Below are 16,517 nucleotides of genomic sequence, written 5' to 3'. Positions count from 1 at the left end.
CAATTTACAACATGGCGCTCATTTGTTCTAAATTCAACACTTGGGCTAATTCTTCCTCTGTCATCAAATTGCGCTCTTTAACAATTTGCCGCAAAGATTTACCTGTTTCCAGTGATTCTTTAGCTACGGCGGCGGCGTTTAGATAGCCAATGTGAGGGTTTAAAGCGGTAACTAAAGCAAGACTACCTTCGGCGTAACTTCGACAGCGATCGCCATTAGCAGTAATTCCGACAATACAACTATCTGTCAGCGCCGCAATGGTATTACCCAAAATCTCAATCGAGTGGATTAAATCGTAAGCAATTAGAGGCATCATGACATTTAATTCTAATTGTCCTGCTTGGGCCGCTAAAGAAACCGCATTATCGTACCCCATCACCTGAAAACATACCATTGCTGTCATTTCTGCCATTACGGGGTTATATTTCCCTGGCATAATTGAAGATCCTGGCTGTACGGGTGGCAATTGAATTTCTTTTAACCCTGTTTTTGGGCCAGAATCCATTAAGCGCAAATCGTGGGAAATTTTAACCAAATCTTGAGCTAAGTTGCGAATTGCCCCCGAAACATTGACAAAAGGAGCCATACTTTGCATTGCAGCCATCATGTGAGGTGCGCTTTGCAGTGGTTGATTAAGTAGTTCCGATAACACTTCAGCGACGCGCGTTTTATAATCAGGATGAGTATTTAAGCCCGTACCTGCCGCACTGCCTCCCAATCCTAACCGGGTTAAATCTGTTTGTGCCAATTCTAAGCGGGTTTTGTGTTCAGTAAGGATTTGCGCCCACGCCCGGAAACTTTCGCCTAGTCTTACGGGAACCGCGTCTTGTAAGTGAGTTCGACCCGATTTGACTATATCAATAAATTCTTCAGCTTTAATATGCAGAGATGCGATTACTTTATCTAAAGCTGGGTATAAAGTGCGCCTTAGTGCCAACAATCCACCAATCCTAATCGCTGTAGGAATTACATCATTAGTAGACTGTCCGTAATTGACATGATCGTTGGGGCTAACTCTTTGATAATTGCCCTTTTCATCCCCTAAAATCTCCAAGGCGCGATTACTCAATACTTCGTTTACATTCATGTGGTGAGAAGTACCCGCCCCAGCTTGATAAATATCTACTACAAATTGATCGCGCAGATCCCCTCTAAGTATCTCCTCCGCCGCCTGGACAATCGCCTCAGCAATAGGTTGAGGTATACAGCCAAGCTCACCATTTACAAGGGCTGTGGCTTTTTTGATCGTTACGCAGGCATCGATATAAGTAGGTAAAGGTTTAATTCCACTAATTGGGAAATTCTCTATTGCTCGTAAGGTTTGGATGCCGTAGTAAGCACTACTAGGAATTTGTCGTTCGCCCATCGAATCGCGTTCGACACGAAACTCAATAATTTGTTGATTGATCTTCATCATTTTTTGGGAACTTTAAAGGTAATATCAGTCTTAGGTATGATGCCAAATATTATGATGTTAAAACCCAGCTTAGAAGCAGAATTTCTGTTTCACAAAGGATTACACCAAGTCAAGGCAGAAAAGTACGAAGCAGCGATCGCTAGTTTTACTCGCGCCTTGAGATATAAACCCGATTATAGCGAGGCGTTGTCGCAACGAGGTTTTGCTTTGGGTAGTTTAGGAAAACACAAGGATGCGATCGCAAGTTTTGATAGAGCATTGACAATTTGCCCCGATGCTTTCTGCCTGTGGCACAATCGCGGTATCGCCCTAGGTAAGTTGGGGCGCTATATTGAGGCAATTAATAGCTTTGAGCGAGCTTTAGAATTTAATCCTGATAGTCCTACAGTGTGGCACAATCGCGGCATTACTTGGAGTGAGTGCGGTATGTTTGAAAAAGCTGTTGCTAGTTTTGATCGAGCTTTGCAATTACAACCAAACGCTTATTGGGCATGGTACAACCGAGGTACAGCCTTAAAAAATTTGCAGCGTTACGAAGAAGCTTTAAATAGTTTTGATCGCTCGATTGAGTTTAAACCTGATGGCTTTTTAGCTTGGTATCACCGGGGTTTAATTTTAAGCGATTGGGGAAAGCATGAAAACGCTGTAGCTAGTTTTCACAAAGCTTTAAAAATTCAGCCAGAATGCGATCGCACTTGGTACAACTTGGCGTTATCTTTGGGAAAAATGAACCGCTACAATGATGCGATCGCGGCTTTCGATCGAGTATTAGAGTTAAACCCCAACGATTATTGGGGATGGTACAACCGAGGATTAGCTTTAGAACAGATAGGGCGCAAAGAAGAAGCGAACATTAGCCATAATAAAGCGATCGCAATTCAAGCCCAACAACAGCTAGAAACTTAAGCAAATCTAGCTTTCCATCAAAAATAGCCGCACGGGATCTAAGTATACAAGCCAAGGAAAAGGACGATCTTTTAACACAGCCCACTTTTCTTTAAAAACTTCTGCTTGCAGATGATAATCGTTAAGTTGAGTGGGCGAATTGTGTAGTTTAAGATAAATTGTCATGCGGTGGGGCGTTTCGCTCGTTTGGACAACCCAGCAAGGAAAGGTGTTTACAGTTGGGGTATCTGTAAAAATTAGTTGATGGGCGCGAATGCCTATATGTAGTGGATTAGAAATAGCCTTGGTTACGTACAAAGTACAATCCCAATCTATTGCTCGAACTTTTTGAGGTGAAATAACCTGAGCGCGAGAAAAGTTTTTACATCCGGTAATTTGAGCGGTGGTAAAGGTACGGGGATGCTCGAAAATGCTTTCTTTACTCTCATACGCCGCCGTTTTGCCTTCAGAGAGTACCAAAAGATTTTTACAAACTCGATAAACTTCTTCTAAATTATGGGTAACAAATAGCGTTACACCTTGGTAGTTATTCACAATCGCTATTAGCTGTTTTTCTAGTTGGCTGCGGAGGTGAGTATCTAAAGCTGAAAATGGCTCGTCTAATAAAAGTACCTCTGGTTGCATTGCCAAAGCCCTCGCTAAGGCTACTCGTTGCTGCTGTCCCCCCGATAAGTTCTTGGGATGGCGTGTTTGTAGTCCTTGCAGGTGCATTAGGGTTATTAGTTCGTTTACGCGCCGATTTCGTTCTAGAGGGGATAAGTTTTGTAGCCCAAAAGCAATGTTTTGAGCAACATTTAGGTGGGGAAACAAGGCATAATTTTGAAAGACAAAACCAATATGGCGATCGCGTACAGGTAAGTTAATTTGTTTTTGCTCGTCAAATAGCACTCGTCCATTAAGTACAATGCACCCCTTATTAGGCTTTTCTAACCCAGCGATACAGCGCAAAATCATACTTTTACCCGCGCCTGAAGCCCCTAATAATCCCAGGGGATAATTGTCAGCAGTAAAGCTAGTTATCAAAGTATAATTAGGCAAAGATTTTTGGATATCTACAAGCAAATTATTTTCACTTCTTTTAAAACTAAGAATCTGAGGAGTTAAATAATTTCTCTCTTGATAGTGGGGAGAAGTTTTAATTATCTCTGGCAAATCTGACCAATAATTTAATCCAAGCGTCGCTATTAGAGAAATTGCCACAATTACTACTATCCATAGCAAAGCGCTATCTATTTCTCCACCTTCGGCGGCAAAAAATATCGCAATAGGGATAGTTTGAGTTTCGCCGGGAATATTCCCCGCCAGCATCAAAGTTGCCCCAAATTCGCCCAAAGCACGAGCAAAAGTTAAAATTGTTCCGGCGATAATTCCTGACTTGCTTAGAGGTAAAGTTACTTGCCAAAATACTCGCCACTCGGATGCGCCTAAAGTCCGCGCTGCTGCAAGCAAGTTTGTATCTATTTGTTTAAATGTGCCTAATGCCGTTTTATACATTAGCGGGAAAGCAACTACAATAGCTGCAATTACAGTTGCATACCAAGTAAAAATTACTGTAATTCCCAAGGGTTGCAATAGTTGCCCTAAACCATTCTTGCCGAGTATTAATAATAAGAAAAAGCCTACTACTGTAGGAGGTAAAACGAGCGGAAGCGTAAGTAAACCATCGATTAAATTTTTACCTTTGCCGCGATAGTTAAATATCCACTGCGCCGCCGCAATCCCTAAAAAAAATGTAATTACTGTAGCTATAAAAGTAGTTTTAAAAGATATCAAAAGGGGAGATAAGTCTAGATTCATTGGATGGATGGTTTGTTAAATCCATATTTTCTATAAATATTATTAGCCTCCCTACTCAACAAAAAACCTGTAAAAATTCTAGCTTGAGCAACATTTTTACTGCTTTGGATAACTGCAACAGGATAAATTACGGGAGAATGAGATTTTACGGGAGCGATTGCAACAATTTTTACTAAACTTGACTGTTTAGCATCAGTAATATAAACAAAGCCTGCGTCAACATTTTCTGTTTCTACATAACTTAAGACTTGACGAACATCTTTAGCAAAAACAAACTTCGATTTAGTAGTTTCAAGTATTTTAAAATAACTTAAAACTTCTTGAGCATATTTTCCCGCAGGTACGCTTTTAGGTTCGCCTAGAGCAATTTTAGTAATGCGATCGCCCTTTAAATCTGCAAAGCTAGAAATCTCCTCGGCATTCTTCGGGACAATCAATACAATTTGATTGCCTAAAATATTTTTTCGAGTGTCAGTAATTAGTAATTTTTTACTTTCCAAAGCATCCATTTGTTTAGCAGCAGCAGAAACAAATATATCTACATCTGCGCCTTGCTCAATTTGTTGCTGTAAAGCTCCAGAAGCACCGAAATTGTAGTTAATTTTTACGTCTGGCTGAGATTTAGCATACTCTTGTTTTACTTCTTCTAGCACATTTCGCAAACTAGCCGCCGCCGATACAGTTAAAGAGCTTGATTGCTTTGGAGTGCAGCTTATTAGAAAGATAAATAGTAAGGCGATCGCGCCTAATTTAATTAGTGTAGAAACGTTGCAATGCAACGTTTCTACAAAGGTTTTTCGACCGCGTAAAATCATTTTATACCTAAATTCAGAACGCCAATTTTTGCAACAAACATCAATTTTTAATTGCAACTATACGCAAGCGGCGATAATCGGCAAACCAAGTAATATTTTTATATAATGTTGGACGCAACTGTTCTTCTACATTAGCCAAAATTCTAGCTTGCGTATCTTCAGAAAAAGCAGCTAATACACTATTTCTAAACATTTTCAGCCAATTAACCATTCCGCTTTCTCCATTTAAAGGAGTTAGCCGATCAAATAATGTCGCAAAAGTCAACTCAAAACCCTGTTTTTCTAATAAACTGCTATACTCCGCAATACTGGGAAAATAGTTAGGATTTGACACTTTCTCAAAAGCAGAACTTTCTTGACAAATTGCTCGTTCTAGTGCAGTTTGAATAGAATTAATATTTCCCTTTCCGCCAAATTCTGCCACAAAACGCCCCCCAGGTTTAAGCGACTTCCAAACCCCTGCAATAACTTTTTCTGGTTGCTTAATCCAGTGCAGCACAGCATTAGAAAAAACTGCGTCAAATTCTCCTGTAAATTCTAGGTTTATTGCGTCCATAACTGCAAATTGTAAATTAGGGTAATTTTGACGTGCTTGCCAAATCATCGTTTCCGCACTATCAACCCCTAAAACTTCCGCACCACAACTAGCAATGTGCTGAGTCAGATGTCCTGTACCGCAACCAATATCTAGGATGCGCTCTCCTACTTTTGGCGATAATAATTCAACGGTTTCTGTAGCCAGTGAAGAGACAAATTTATGCTTAGTATCGTATAAGTCGGCATTCCATTGTTGAACATTACTATTCATGTTGTTCTATGGGTACACATCTAATTTATGTATATCAGAAATGCGGTAGAAGCCGATTTAAGGGCGATCGTTACTATCTATAATTCTTCTATCCCTGGTCGTCTAGCAACGGCGGACTTAAACCCCGTATCGGTGGAAAGTCGCCTAGAGTGGTTTTATCAGCATTCTTCTACTAGCCGCCCAATCTTAGTAATGGAAACAGACAAAGTTATTCTAGGATGGCTGAGTTTTCAATCATTTTACGGACGACCAGCCTACCAAGCAACGGCAGAAATTAGTATTTATGTTTCCCCAGTCTATCAACGTCAGCGCGTGGCGTACAAGCTGCTAGAGAGCGCGGTTTCTCTTAGTCCCAGTTTAGGATTAAACACCCTTTTAGGTTTCATTTTTGCCCACAATCAGCCCAGCATAAAATTATTTGAGCTATTTGGCTTTCAAATTTGGGGACATTTGCCTCAAGTAGCCAATTTAGACGCAATTGAGCGCGATTTATTAATCATGGGTCGTAAAATAACTTAAAATAACTTAACAGAAGTTCTTTTTTAACTGATTACCTGTTTTAATTGCTGATTGGGGGTGTTGCTCCCCAGCTATAACTTGTGGTGGTTCACTTCAATTTGAAGCTTCTGTTAAAGCTAATATTATCAGCCAAGGACTTGAAAACAGGGACTTGCTTAAGGTGTTTTTTAGGGATTCATGACTACATCAGAAATCAATTTTCGGACACTACCATCTAGGTCGGATCTGACTCTCAAAGATATTATCAAAACTTTGCCCAAAGAGTGTTTTCAGCAAAATCAGCGCAAAGCCTGGTCAAGAGCGCTTGTAAACGTGCTGATGGTGGGCTTAGGCTATGCGGGACTTGCCTTAGCTCCTTGGTACTTCTTGCCTTTATTCTGGGTATTTACAGGTACGGGGTTAACAGGATTTTTTGTAATTGCTCACGATTGCGGACATCGTTCTTTTGCAAAACGGCGTTGGGTAAATGATTTGGTGGGGCATATATTTATGATGCCGTTAATTTACCCTTTTCACGGCTGGCGAATTAAGCATAACCATCACCATGTTTACACTAATCACCTGGAACAAGATAACGCCTGGCGACCAATTACCCCCGAAAGATACGAAGGTTGGGGAAGTTTTAGACAGTCAGTGTTTCAAGGATTTGCCAAAAATCGCTTTTGGTGGGTAGGATCTATTGCTCATTGGGCGGTAACGCACTTTGATTTGTCTAAATATCAGCCCAAAGAACGGTCTGATATCAAGCTTTCCGTTACGGTTGTAGTAGTTTTTGCAGCGATCGCTTTTCCCTTACTGTTTGCAACTACAGGTCTTTGGGGTGTAGTCAAGTTTTGGCTAATACCTTGGCTAATCTACCATTTCTGGATGAGTACCTTTACTTATTTTCACCATACAGCGTCGGATGTACCGTTTATGGAAGATAGTAAATGGCTTGCTGCGATCGCGCAATTATCAGGTACTATCCACTGCAACTATCCACGTTGGGTAGAATTTCTTTGTCACGATATCAACGTCCACGTACCCCACCATATTTCTACGGCGATTCCGTCTTACAATTTGCGGATGGCTTATCGCAGTATTCAAGAAAATTGGGCGGCGTATTTGCATAATGAATGTAATTTTTCTTGGGCTTTGATTAAAGACGTTACCGATAAATGTCATCTTTACGAAGAAAAAGATTGCTATCAATCCTTTTCGGAGTATCAGCAATCTAAGCGCTAAATCTGGGTTGTAGAGACGTTGCAGTGCAACGTCTCTACATTATTTGTGCCTCGATTTGTCTAACTACAGTCAAAGCCGAATAACTAACCCCGGCGGTTCCTTCTCCAGGATGAGTAGAATCGCCCACTAACCATAGATGCTTAATCGGGGTGCGGTTAGCAAAACCAAAAGGGCCAAAAGTAGGCACTCTTTGCCCAATTCCACCCACAACGCCCAAGTCACGGGCGGTATACCTGGCAAAAGTGCGGGGGGTTGCAGCTTCTTGAAAAGTAATTGTTTCGGGGGTGAGGTGGAAAAATTGAGCTAGTTTGGCGATCGCTTTTTCTGTATATTCTTGCTTCATTGTCTCGTAATCCCCACTCCACCAAGGGTTAGGATCTACAAAAGAAGACGCGATAATCGTTGCAAATCCATCGGGGGCGCGTCCATCGCCGGGGTGACTAACAGAAACAAATAAAGAATTATTTTCACCAATAACTCCTTCCTCGTCGTAGAGAAATTGCAAGTGTGGCGGACAATTAGCCGGAATCGCCTCTTGTTTTACACCCAAATACACAACAAAAGCCCCGGATGCTTGGGGGAGTTTTTCTACGCGGCGAGTGTAACCAGTGGGCGCATTTTCACCTAGTAGCTGTACCAAGTTCTGCACCGTGACATTAGCAACTATTTCATCGGCTGGTTGCGTCCAAACTTCACCATTTTTTTGATTGCGAATAACTACACCCGTAGGTTTACCATCTTTTAGTTGGATGCTTTCAACGGTATGACGCATCAACAGCTTACCGCCATCTTGTTCTAAAGCTTTTACTAATAAGTCACTCAATACCTGCATACTACCTTGCAAGTGAAACAATCCTTGGGGCAACTGCGAAACGTTTAACGCTGTTGCAGCGTACAGTAGCGCTGTTTCTTCCGCGTCTACTTGAGAATAAAGCTTGAGTTGCAAATCTAGAAAAGTTCGCAAACGGCGATCGCTTTCTAGTCCACAGCCCCGCAGCGCATCTCCTACAGTCATAAAGGTATAGGGCAAGGTAATCAAAGTTCCAGGGCGTACAGCCTGCGTTAGCTGCCACAGATCCCACAAATTCCGGGGAGGTAGTACCGGATCTCGCCCTTGAAACGCCCAACTAGCTTTAAATAAATCCTCTAACAATTTCCAAAAATCTTGACTACCGGGAAACTGTCTTAACCTTTCTTCTTGCCACTTTTCCCGGCTTCTCCATACATTAATTGGTTTGCTTTCCCCCGGTAAATATACCGCACAAGCTGGATCGCAGGGTGTAGACGCGGGTAAATCTATTTCTAATTCGGCAAATATACGATGATGAATCCCGCCAGGTTCTAAACCCGCTACTTGAGTTGCACCTACATCAAAGGTAAAGCCTTGACGTTTAAAGGTAGAAGCACAACCCCCAGGAACTATAGCTTGATCTAAAATTATGACTTCATAGCCGCGATGTGCTAGTAATGCCCCCGCCGTTAAACCGCCAATTCCCGCCCCAATAACGACAATGCGGGATTTATTACTTTTTGCTGGGCTAGGCATAGATGAATTATGAAAGCGTACTTTACATATTTTAATATTAATCTATATAGAATAAAAAGTTCCCAGCCAATTAATTATTAGATATTTCAGCAGTTGCTAAGATTAGAGGCAATTTTATAAAGCACTCGGTTATCTTGAAAACTAAGTTAACTCAAGCTAGAAAATTAAAGTTAATCTTAATAAAGCAATGGCGATAAATTTTGCACTTTCACAGGTTTAAATATGGCGAAGTTTCAATATGAAGGATATTGCCAAGGAGTACCTACAAGTTTAGTCAAAGAAAAATTTGGAGATGCCAATGTCTATGCCCAAGATGCTAAATCGATACTAACAAAAGCTAGTGGATTTATATCAGCTTACGATTTTACACTCAATCCCTATCGGGGTTGCCAATATGGATGTAGCTATTGTTATGCGGCGGCATTTAGTCCCAATAGTCAGATGCGTCAAGACTGGGGTAAGTGGGTAATTGTTAAGCAAAATGCGGCAGACATCTTAGCAAAAGAATTGGATAAATGGTATCAGAAAAATCCAGATAAGCCTCCTACTATTTATATGAGTAGTGTTACCGATCCTTATCAGCCAATCGAGTCAAAAACACAAATAACTCGCCAGTTGTTAGAGGTAATGCGTGAATATTGCCCCATACTTGTAATTCAAACTCGCAGTCCGATAATTATTAGAGACATTGATATTTTGCAGAGATTTAAGTATTTGCGGATCAATATGAGTGTTCCTACAGGTAGTGAATCTGTGAGAAAAGATTTTGAACCGCGATCGCCTAGTATTAAAGCTAGACTTAATGCCATAAAAGCAATCAGACAAAGAATCGATCCTTTAAAAGGCTATCAACCAAAAATTTCTATTACAATTACGCCTTTGCTTCCTACATTGCCATCTGATGAAGCCGCTTTTATTGACAAGCTAAAAATTGCTGATAGAATTGTTATTCAAGAATTTCACGCCAGTCATAGCCGCTCCCTTGTAGCAGGAACTCGCAAGGAAGCTGAAGAAATCAAGCAAAAATACTCTTGCTGGTATAACGACGAGCAATTAAGCTATATAATGTTCAAAGAAAAATTACTATCTCAACTTCCAGGCGTAGAAATTAAAGAAGGTAAAGAAGGATTTGGTTATGAGTAATCCGCTTACTAATTGGTTGCAAGGTCGCAAATTTAGGGCCGCACTTAATCAAAACAATATTCAAGTAGCTCAAGAATTATTAGAAAACAAACAAAGAGTAGGAGCAAAATTATCGCTTTTAGAAAAGGCTTTTAGAGATAAAACTCAGTCAGAAGAAAGTTCAAAAAACTATGAAAGAGAAGTCCTTGTTCTGCGCTCTCAAACAAGCCAAAATTTGGAACTTATTGAGCAATTGACTACTAAATATAAGCAACTTGAACAATCTATAGAATCTACACATAATCAAGTAAAGCATAAAGAAGAAGAATTTATTTTAATTCGACAGAAATTAAAAAACCTCGACAGAGAAAATGGTTCGCTTCAGAAAGAGTTAGCAATATCTATTGAACAAATAGAAGGTTTAGGCAACCAATTAAAGCATAAAGAATATGAAGTTATCTTGATTCAACAACAACTAGAAATCCGTAAACAAGAAAGCAGTTCAGTTCAAAAACAATTAGAAATATCTAGGCGGCAAACCGAAGATTTGCACGAGCAAGTAAAGCGTAAAGAACAACAAGCTATCTCAATTCAACAGCAAATAGAGGCTTATAAGCAAGAAAAACAGGTTTTACTTAATCAAATATCTAAACCGTTAGTTGATAATTCATTACTCGCTCAAAATAAAGATTTCAATGATTCAGTAAAAGCTAAATTTAAGTTTAACGAAATTAACGATAAATTGCTGCAATGTACTGGTATTGATAAAGAAATATTTTATGATTTAGAAGAAAATATTGTTAATTATTTGAAAGCGCAATTTGAACTTTATACGCCACAAGAAGAACTAAAACAACATTTAATAGGCACTTACAAAGATATTTCTTCGTTACAAAACGGTCGAGATCCCGAATACAACTCTTATTTAACTCCTCATGTATATTTTATGAGGTATTTTTTAGAAGGAGTATACAGTGCTTATTTAGCTTGGTTTTTAGTCTATGAATCTAAATTACTACAGACTAAAGTTAATATTTTGGATATTGGTGCGGGTTCTGGGGCAATGATTTATGGATTATTTTCATTGTTTAAAAGTGCTGGCAATTTTACTACATTGCCTGAAACCCATGTTTCTTACTGTTCTTTAGAGCAACAAAATTTATTACAGCATCACGGGTTAGAGTTTTGGAAACAATACATCGAAAAACAAAATATCAGTGCTGTTAATACCTACTACCGATTTAAGACAATTGATTTATTTAGCTATGGCGATAATGGCAATGAAAATAGAGAACTTCCTAATAAGTTTTTTGATTTTGTTGTAATTTCCCATTGTATTTTTGCAGATGAAAAACAGAGAATAAAATCCCATCAAGTGTATAAAAAAATATTTAGCGAAAGCCTGAAGGACGACGGATATATATTGATAATTGTTCAAGGAAGAAGATTGTTTCAAGCGTATAGTCGATATCAAACGGAAAATCAGGATCAAGAAGAGAGGTTAGTTAAAGATTTTATAAATGAGTTGGGTTTAAAGCTTGAGTGGTACAAATATATGACATCTACAGGTAAAAGAATACCTTCAGGAACTAACTTCGGAATTTTTGCTAAGGAAAATTTACACACACAAACACATATGAGTGTAATGCTACGTAAGTATTTGAATCAAGGACACGATTTACATTATGGATTGGATGATTATGCGATTTTGGCTAAAAAAGAATTATAGTTTTAAATTGCCAGGTGCTGGAGATTAATAACAATTTGTATACTAGCCTTATCAACCTTGGACGATACCCGCAGAAATTTAAGGTGACACCGCCGCACATACAGAGCTATTTTTATGAAAATTCCGCAAACAGTGGAAGCATTGGAAGAATTAGGTCGCGTTCAATTATCCAAAAGCTTTTTTATGCGGGAGTTTCTTTATTCAGAGATTTCTCAAATAGAAAACATTATTAACATTCCCGAAAATCCAGAACTTGCGATCGCCTCTGGCAAAAACTTATGTGAAAAAGTATTAGAACCAATTCAACAGCAGCTAGGAAGAATTAGCATTCGTTCGGCTTATCGTTCGCGGGAAGTGAACAATAAAGGCGCAGAAAAAGAATATAACTGTGCAAAAAATGAATCAAACTATGCAAAACATATTTGGGATGTACGAGACGCAGACGGTTATATGGGCGCGACAGCTTGCATTATTGTCACTTCGTTTATACCTTACTACGAAAAAACAGGAGATTGGACGGCTTTAGCTTGGTGGATTTGCGATCGCATTCCAGATTACGCCGACTTGACATTTTTTCCTAAATATGCAGCATTTAATGTTAGTTGGCATGAAAATCCAACCTATCCTAAGTCTATCTATAGCTACATAAAAGATCCGCACACCAATAAAAAAAGCGGATATTTAACAAAGGAAGGGATGAGCAATTTTACAGGTGATCATGCAGAGTTTTATCAAGACTTTATCAAAGGTCTGATAATCTAAAGCAAAATTATTTAATTGTGAGATAAGACAATTTTACCAGCCGCCGAACAAGGAATTATTTGTATTACCTTGTGCCAATCCTTAACGAATACCTTTATGCCTATCTTCGTTATCCGCCTAGATAAACGAACAGGTAATGTTTTTATTTTGGCTGGCGATAACATAGAGATAGAAATTTATCGCAACGGCTAGAGGAGGTTCTGAGAATGAATCCTGACTTTACTACAATGATTAAAGTGGAACTCCGGGCTTATGTAGTTGCGAATCCGGGCGATCGCTCTGCATTTTACGCCTTTGTTGATCGCTTTACAGCTAACTTATCCTCAGAAACCTTTACTTTACCTCAATCGCCCGACGAATTTGAGCAAGTTGCAAAATTAGTTAAACAGAAAGTTGAACAGATGAAAAAGAAGTAAGGTAATTATTGTGGCAAACTTGTTTTTCTAATGCTAATTCCAAATGCGGAGAATGCAATAGTAGATATTCGCAAGCTGCGCGATTATTGCCTGAATCCTGAGCATGATGAAGGAAAACACAAAGCTTTATTGTTTTCAAAAGTATTTGGAATGACGGCGGAAGATGCTGAAGATTTGCGCCAAATTATTCTAGAAGCTGTCAAAACTCATGAGGCTAAATTAGGGCGACAAGATGAATTTGGACAACGCTATACTCTAGATTTTAGGCTTGAATGGCAAGATAGAAGGGCAATCCTTCGTAGTGGCTGGATAATCGAACAGGGGTTTGATATTCCCAAATTAACTACCTGCTACCCTGTATAACTTTTGAGGTATAAAACTATGACAGTAAAGGAAATCAAATTATTAGATGTAGTTGCACTTACTGTTGATGTTCCCGAAGACAACTTGTGGCGCGGACAGGTTGGTACAGTAGTGGAGATATTAGCTAATGGCAATGCTTTTGAAGTAGAATTTAGCGATCGCAACGGACGCACCTACGAATCAATGGGTTTACGTTTAAATCAAATTATGGTTCTGCGTTTTGAGCCAGTATCTCCTAACTCAACCCCTGAAATGGTTACAGCGTAAGCATTCTACCTTTGCCATCTCAATATTTTTATTGTGAATAATTCTTGGAATGTTGAACAAAAATCTAATAACTGGCATGGCAACCTTAACTTAGTTTATGCCCAGCATCAGGGAAAAACTCAGATAATTCACAGTCAAATGAAAGCGCCGCTAAAAGTACAGCGCCCGTTTTATCCAGAAGGCGGGGTTTGCCATAGCGTAGTGTTGCACACGGCAGGGGGAATTGTGGGAGGCGATCGCAATCATCTATCTTTTCATCTCCGGCCCAACGCCCAAGCCTTAATTACAACCGCTACAGCAGGTAAAATTTATCGTAGTGATGGCTTGCAGGCAATTCAAAGTATGCAAATGCAAGTAGATACTAATGCTTGCTTAGAATGGTTGCCTCAAGAAACAATTGTATTTGATGGGGCAGTTTATCGGCAAGACTTGCACATTGAATTAGCACCAGGCGCTAAATGGTTAGGTTGGGAAATTACCCGATTTGGACGCACAGCTAGGGGGGAGAGGTTTTTAACTGGCGATTGGAAATCTTTTACAGAAGTTTGGCAGCAAGGCTTACCATTGTGGATAGACAGGCAATGGCTACCTGGGGGAAAAAATATTATTGATAGTCCTCATGGTTTAGCCAGACTTGCAATAGTGGGTAGTTTAGCTTGGATTGGGCAACCTGTAGAACCAGAAATAGTAGAGAAAGCAAGGGTTTTGTTTCCCAAACATAGTAGTAGCCAAGCAGGGGTAACTTGCTTACCCACAGGCTTATTGTGTCGTTATCGTGGATCTTCTACAACAGAAGTGCGAAACTGGTTTACGGAAGTTTGGCAGTTATTGCGATCGCACTATTTAAACCGATCTATTTGTCCGCCTAGAGTTTGGCAACTATAAAGAAATTATGCACCTTACACCCCAGGAAAAAGACAAATTACTTATTTTTACGGCAGCTTTAGTAGCCGAAAGACGCAAGCAAAGAGGTTTAAAGCTGAATTATCCCGAAACAGTGGCTTATCTTGCCGCCGCTATCTTAGAAGGCGCTAGAGACGGGCGTACAGTAGCAGAACTAATGAGTTATGGCACAACTTTATTAACACGAGACGAGGTAATGGAAGGAGTGCCAGAAATGATCGCCGATGTACAGGTAGAAGCTACTTTTCCTGATGGAACAAAATTAGTTACCGTTCATAATCCAATTTTGTAGCTTCAAACAAAGTTATGATTAAGGGCTAACTCTGGTTCGATTAAGCTGCGAGTTTCGTCATCCAGCACTTTGATTAAACGGTTATAAATCTCCTGTGCTTGTTGGGGAGAATCGCCAATACTTGTGACTCCAAGCTTGCCAAACTCCGAAAGGCAACCCATTAAGTGAAAAACTGTCCCAGTTTCTGTACCAGAGTCAAAATGCAGCCTGTGAGTAGCGATAATATCCATCAAATCATTGGGTAATAATCCCTTATAGCGTTCTTTTTGGAGGTTATCTGTTGCCGTGTAATATTTTTCGCGTCCTTGCTGGCTGTAAAATAATCCTGTAGAAAGGTCGTAACGTCCATTTGTTAGCAATTTTAAAGTCATAAATGGGTGAGTAGTGCCGCCTTTACGCAGATTAATTTCAATTGCCTGAATATCCCACTTATCGCCATCATTTCCAGGATGACGGACGGCAATAAAATCAACTCCAAATCTCTCTAATGCGCCTTTTGCTGCTAGTAGTCTCCCAACTTTCAACCCCAAGTCTTGAAGGCGCAAACGGTAAGCAATATCTGCGGGAAAACGGCAACCTAGATAAATTTGCCCGTCGGGGCCTCCTAAAATTTGGTCGTGGGTAGATAATATTTCTACTTCCCCATCGGGAGTTATTCTACCCTGAACGCTAGGACTTCGCTTTTCTTCGCCTTCGATAAATTCCTCAACTATTGCCCCTATTTCAGGAATCCGCCCCGAAAAATTATCCCAATTTTCCGATTTCGCTTGAAAGCGCATTTGCTGTAACTGCTGCTTGATTGCTGCTGGCTTTTCGATGGGATCAGATATATTTTGAATTGGTCTTAAATCAAATAAAGCATTAGCTTCGCCAGAAATTCCTTCGTTGAGTTTAACTACCAGGCGTTTCAATTGCGGCTTTTTTTCCCATAGTTCACCAATAGCTGAGACTAATTCCTCTACATTCCACAGGCTTTCGTTAGTGCCGTCTGGGTAAGGAATGCCACTTTCGGCAAAGATTTGTCTGCTACCGCTTTTTGTTCCCCAAATTTGTAAGCTGGGATCGCAACCATACAACGGTACGCCGATTTGTATAGATAAATCTCGCTCCCAAGACGAGGAGTTGTAACAAATCATAAAAGATTTTCCGGGGCGTAAAGCCTGACGTAGCCGCGCCATTAATCGGGGGCGTTCTAAGATTTTTTGGGTTAGGGGTTTGTGGGAAGAATCGTAAGTAGAAAGTAATAATAAGCGATCGCGCGCATGAGAAAAAGGTATCCCTGGTAATAATTGCAAATAGTAATCTACAACACTGGGATGCAGAGGTTGAGACGTAATATAAATTAGCCGCGTGCGGGGATTTTGCAGGCGAATCAAGGAAAAAAGTAGCCTTTCTTCGTAGTGGTGAACGCCGTCAATTTTTAGTAATTCCCGCCGATCTAAACTCAAGGAAGGAATTACTAAAATATCCCCATCACTGCGATCTAAGTCCTCTACTGTGTGCCAAAATTCGCGCAAATTTGCCTGCAACTGGCGAAATTCTAATTCTTGTGCTGATAAAAGAGAACTATCTATTATTTGCATCGCCTCAGTCCTGCCACGATCGCCTACCAATGAGATTTTACTGTGGCT

General features: G+C 40.0%; 17 protein-coding genes. 11 read left to right on the top strand and 6 right to left on the bottom strand.

Features of this window, described 5'->3' with window-relative positions; genetic code table 11:
* Positions 1 to 4 precede the first annotated feature (4 nt).
* Complete coding sequence (locus C7B70_RS01900; RefSeq protein ID WP_106367377.1) at positions 5 to 1,417, bottom strand: aspartate ammonia-lyase; 1,413 nt, start codon at positions 1,415 to 1,417, stop codon at positions 5 to 7.
* A 36-nt stretch (positions 1,418 to 1,453) separates the two neighbouring features.
* Here C7B70_RS01900 and C7B70_RS01895 point away from each other — a divergent pair, with 36 nt between their 5' ends.
* Entirely contained in the window at positions 1,454 to 2,323 is an 870-nt protein-coding gene (locus C7B70_RS01895; RefSeq protein ID WP_199191997.1) for a tetratricopeptide repeat protein, read from the top strand.
* Between the two features lie 6 nt (positions 2,324 to 2,329).
* Here the strand turns inward: C7B70_RS01895 and modB are convergent, their stop codons facing one another.
* The 3 genes from modB to C7B70_RS01880 are packed head-to-tail and all read right to left on the bottom strand — an operon-like array spanning position 2,330 to position 5,743.
* The gene (modB, locus tag C7B70_RS01890) at positions 2,330 to 4,120 is read right to left on the bottom strand and encodes a molybdate ABC transporter permease subunit (protein ID WP_106367376.1); all 1,791 of its coding nucleotides are present in this window, start codon (positions 4,118 to 4,120) and stop codon (positions 2,330 to 2,332) included.
* Positions 4,117 to 4,935 (bottom strand): molybdate ABC transporter substrate-binding protein, encoded by an 819-nt coding sequence (modA, locus tag C7B70_RS01885; protein ID WP_106367489.1) that lies wholly within the window; start codon positions 4,933 to 4,935, stop codon positions 4,117 to 4,119. Before modA ends, modB begins: the two co-directional genes overlap by 4 nt.
* 40 nt (positions 4,936 to 4,975) lie before the next feature.
* A complete protein-coding gene (locus tag C7B70_RS01880; RefSeq protein WP_106367375.1) occupies positions 4,976 to 5,743 on the bottom strand; it encodes a class I SAM-dependent methyltransferase in 768 nt (255 codons plus the stop codon).
* 27 nt (positions 5,744 to 5,770) lie between these two features.
* Here C7B70_RS01880 and C7B70_RS01875 point away from each other — a divergent pair, with 27 nt between their 5' ends.
* Entirely contained in the window at positions 5,771 to 6,262 is a 492-nt protein-coding gene (locus C7B70_RS01875; protein WP_106367374.1) for a GNAT family N-acetyltransferase, read from the top strand.
* A gap of 177 nt (positions 6,263 to 6,439) precedes the next feature.
* The gene (locus tag C7B70_RS01870) at positions 6,440 to 7,486 is read left to right on the top strand and encodes a fatty acid desaturase (RefSeq protein ID WP_106367373.1); all 1,047 of its coding nucleotides are present in this window, start codon (positions 6,440 to 6,442) and stop codon (positions 7,484 to 7,486) included.
* 34 nt (positions 7,487 to 7,520) lie between these two features.
* Here C7B70_RS01870 and crtD read toward each other — a convergent pair whose 3' ends face one another.
* Entirely contained in the window at positions 7,521 to 9,032 is a 1,512-nt protein-coding gene (gene crtD, locus C7B70_RS01865) for a C-3',4' desaturase CrtD (RefSeq protein WP_106367372.1), read from the bottom strand.
* 222 nt (positions 9,033 to 9,254) lie between these two features.
* Here crtD and C7B70_RS01860 point away from each other — a divergent pair, with 222 nt between their 5' ends.
* From C7B70_RS01860 to ureA, 8 genes are all read left to right on the top strand, one after another.
* Entirely contained in the window at positions 9,255 to 10,175 is a 921-nt protein-coding gene (locus tag C7B70_RS01860; RefSeq protein WP_106367371.1) for a radical SAM protein, read from the top strand.
* Positions 10,168 to 11,883 (top strand): hypothetical protein, encoded by a 1,716-nt coding sequence (locus tag C7B70_RS26780; protein WP_199191996.1) that lies wholly within the window; start codon positions 10,168 to 10,170, stop codon positions 11,881 to 11,883. The genes C7B70_RS01860 and C7B70_RS26780 overlap by 8 nt, the downstream gene beginning before the upstream one ends.
* A gap of 114 nt (positions 11,884 to 11,997) precedes the next feature.
* Positions 11,998 to 12,645, top strand: a complete 648-nt coding sequence (locus C7B70_RS01850) for a peptidase M15 (protein ID WP_106367370.1) — start codon at positions 11,998 to 12,000, stop codon at positions 12,643 to 12,645.
* A gap of 206 nt (positions 12,646 to 12,851) precedes the next feature.
* On the top strand, positions 12,852 to 13,061 hold the full coding sequence (locus tag C7B70_RS01845) for a hypothetical protein (RefSeq protein WP_106367369.1): 210 nt from the start codon (positions 12,852 to 12,854) through the stop codon (positions 13,059 to 13,061).
* 30 nt (positions 13,062 to 13,091) lie between these two features.
* Positions 13,092 to 13,424: a DUF6883 domain-containing protein gene (locus C7B70_RS01840; protein WP_106367368.1), complete on the top strand. Its 333-nt coding sequence runs from the start codon at positions 13,092 to 13,094 to the stop codon at positions 13,422 to 13,424.
* A gap of 18 nt (positions 13,425 to 13,442) precedes the next feature.
* Positions 13,443 to 13,691 carry a DUF4926 domain-containing protein gene (locus tag C7B70_RS01835; protein ID WP_106367367.1) on the top strand — a complete coding sequence of 83 codons (249 nt, stop codon included), beginning with the start codon at positions 13,443 to 13,445 and terminating at the stop codon, positions 13,689 to 13,691.
* Between the two features lie 33 nt (positions 13,692 to 13,724).
* A complete protein-coding gene (locus tag C7B70_RS01830; RefSeq protein ID WP_233220790.1) occupies positions 13,725 to 14,576 on the top strand; it encodes an urease accessory protein UreD in 852 nt (283 codons plus the stop codon).
* 7 nt (positions 14,577 to 14,583) lie between these two features.
* Positions 14,584 to 14,886 (top strand): urease subunit gamma, encoded by a 303-nt coding sequence (gene ureA / locus C7B70_RS01825; RefSeq protein ID WP_106367365.1) that lies wholly within the window; start codon positions 14,584 to 14,586, stop codon positions 14,884 to 14,886.
* Positions 14,887 to 14,888: 2 nt separating this feature from the next.
* Here the strand turns inward: ureA and C7B70_RS01820 are convergent, their stop codons facing one another.
* Positions 14,889 to 16,469, bottom strand: a complete 1,581-nt coding sequence (locus C7B70_RS01820; protein ID WP_106367364.1) for a peptide ligase PGM1-related protein — start codon at positions 16,467 to 16,469, stop codon at positions 14,889 to 14,891.
* Positions 16,470 to 16,517: the final 48 nt, after the last annotated feature.

Origin of the sequence: Chlorogloea sp. CCALA 695 (genome assembly GCF_003003885.1) — a bacterium.
Taxonomy (GTDB): domain Bacteria; phylum Cyanobacteriota; class Cyanobacteriia; order Cyanobacteriales; family Chroococcidiopsidaceae; genus Aliterella.
This window is presented reverse-complemented; position numbering and strand designations above follow the sequence as displayed.

What these genes read in the sequence shown, in the direction of transcription:
- modA (WP_106367489.1), bottom strand. Translation starts at nt 4,935, where the DNA reads ATGATTTTACGCGGTCGAAAAACCTTTGTAGAAACGTTGCATTGCAAC.
- ureA (WP_106367365.1), top strand. Translation starts at nt 14,584, where the DNA reads ATGCACCTTACACCCCAGGAAAAAGACAAATTACTTATTTTTACGGCA.
- C7B70_RS01840 (WP_106367368.1), top strand. Translation starts at nt 13,092, where the DNA reads ATGCTAATTCCAAATGCGGAGAATGCAATAGTAGATATTCGCAAGCTG.
- C7B70_RS01820 (WP_106367364.1), bottom strand. Translation starts at nt 16,469, where the DNA reads ATGCAAATAATAGATAGTTCTCTTTTATCAGCACAAGAATTAGAATTT.
- C7B70_RS01860 (WP_106367371.1), top strand. Translation starts at nt 9,255, where the DNA reads ATGGCGAAGTTTCAATATGAAGGATATTGCCAAGGAGTACCTACAAGT.
- C7B70_RS01895 (WP_199191997.1), top strand. Translation starts at nt 1,454, where the DNA reads ATGATGCCAAATATTATGATGTTAAAACCCAGCTTAGAAGCAGAATTT.
- modB (WP_106367376.1), bottom strand. Translation starts at nt 4,120, where the DNA reads ATGAATCTAGACTTATCTCCCCTTTTGATATCTTTTAAAACTACTTTT.
- C7B70_RS01900 (WP_106367377.1), bottom strand. Translation starts at nt 1,417, where the DNA reads ATGATGAAGATCAATCAACAAATTATTGAGTTTCGTGTCGAACGCGAT.
- C7B70_RS26780 (WP_199191996.1), top strand. Translation starts at nt 10,168, where the DNA reads ATGAGTAATCCGCTTACTAATTGGTTGCAAGGTCGCAAATTTAGGGCC.
- C7B70_RS01880 (WP_106367375.1), bottom strand. Translation starts at nt 5,743, where the DNA reads ATGAATAGTAATGTTCAACAATGGAATGCCGACTTATACGATACTAAG.
- C7B70_RS01875 (WP_106367374.1), top strand. Translation starts at nt 5,771, where the DNA reads ATGTATATCAGAAATGCGGTAGAAGCCGATTTAAGGGCGATCGTTACT.
- crtD (WP_106367372.1), bottom strand. Translation starts at nt 9,032, where the DNA reads ATGCCTAGCCCAGCAAAAAGTAATAAATCCCGCATTGTCGTTATTGGG.
- C7B70_RS01835 (WP_106367367.1), top strand. Translation starts at nt 13,443, where the DNA reads ATGACAGTAAAGGAAATCAAATTATTAGATGTAGTTGCACTTACTGTT.
- C7B70_RS01845 (WP_106367369.1), top strand. Translation starts at nt 12,852, where the DNA reads ATGAATCCTGACTTTACTACAATGATTAAAGTGGAACTCCGGGCTTAT.
- C7B70_RS01850 (WP_106367370.1), top strand. Translation starts at nt 11,998, where the DNA reads ATGAAAATTCCGCAAACAGTGGAAGCATTGGAAGAATTAGGTCGCGTT.
- C7B70_RS01870 (WP_106367373.1), top strand. Translation starts at nt 6,440, where the DNA reads ATGACTACATCAGAAATCAATTTTCGGACACTACCATCTAGGTCGGAT.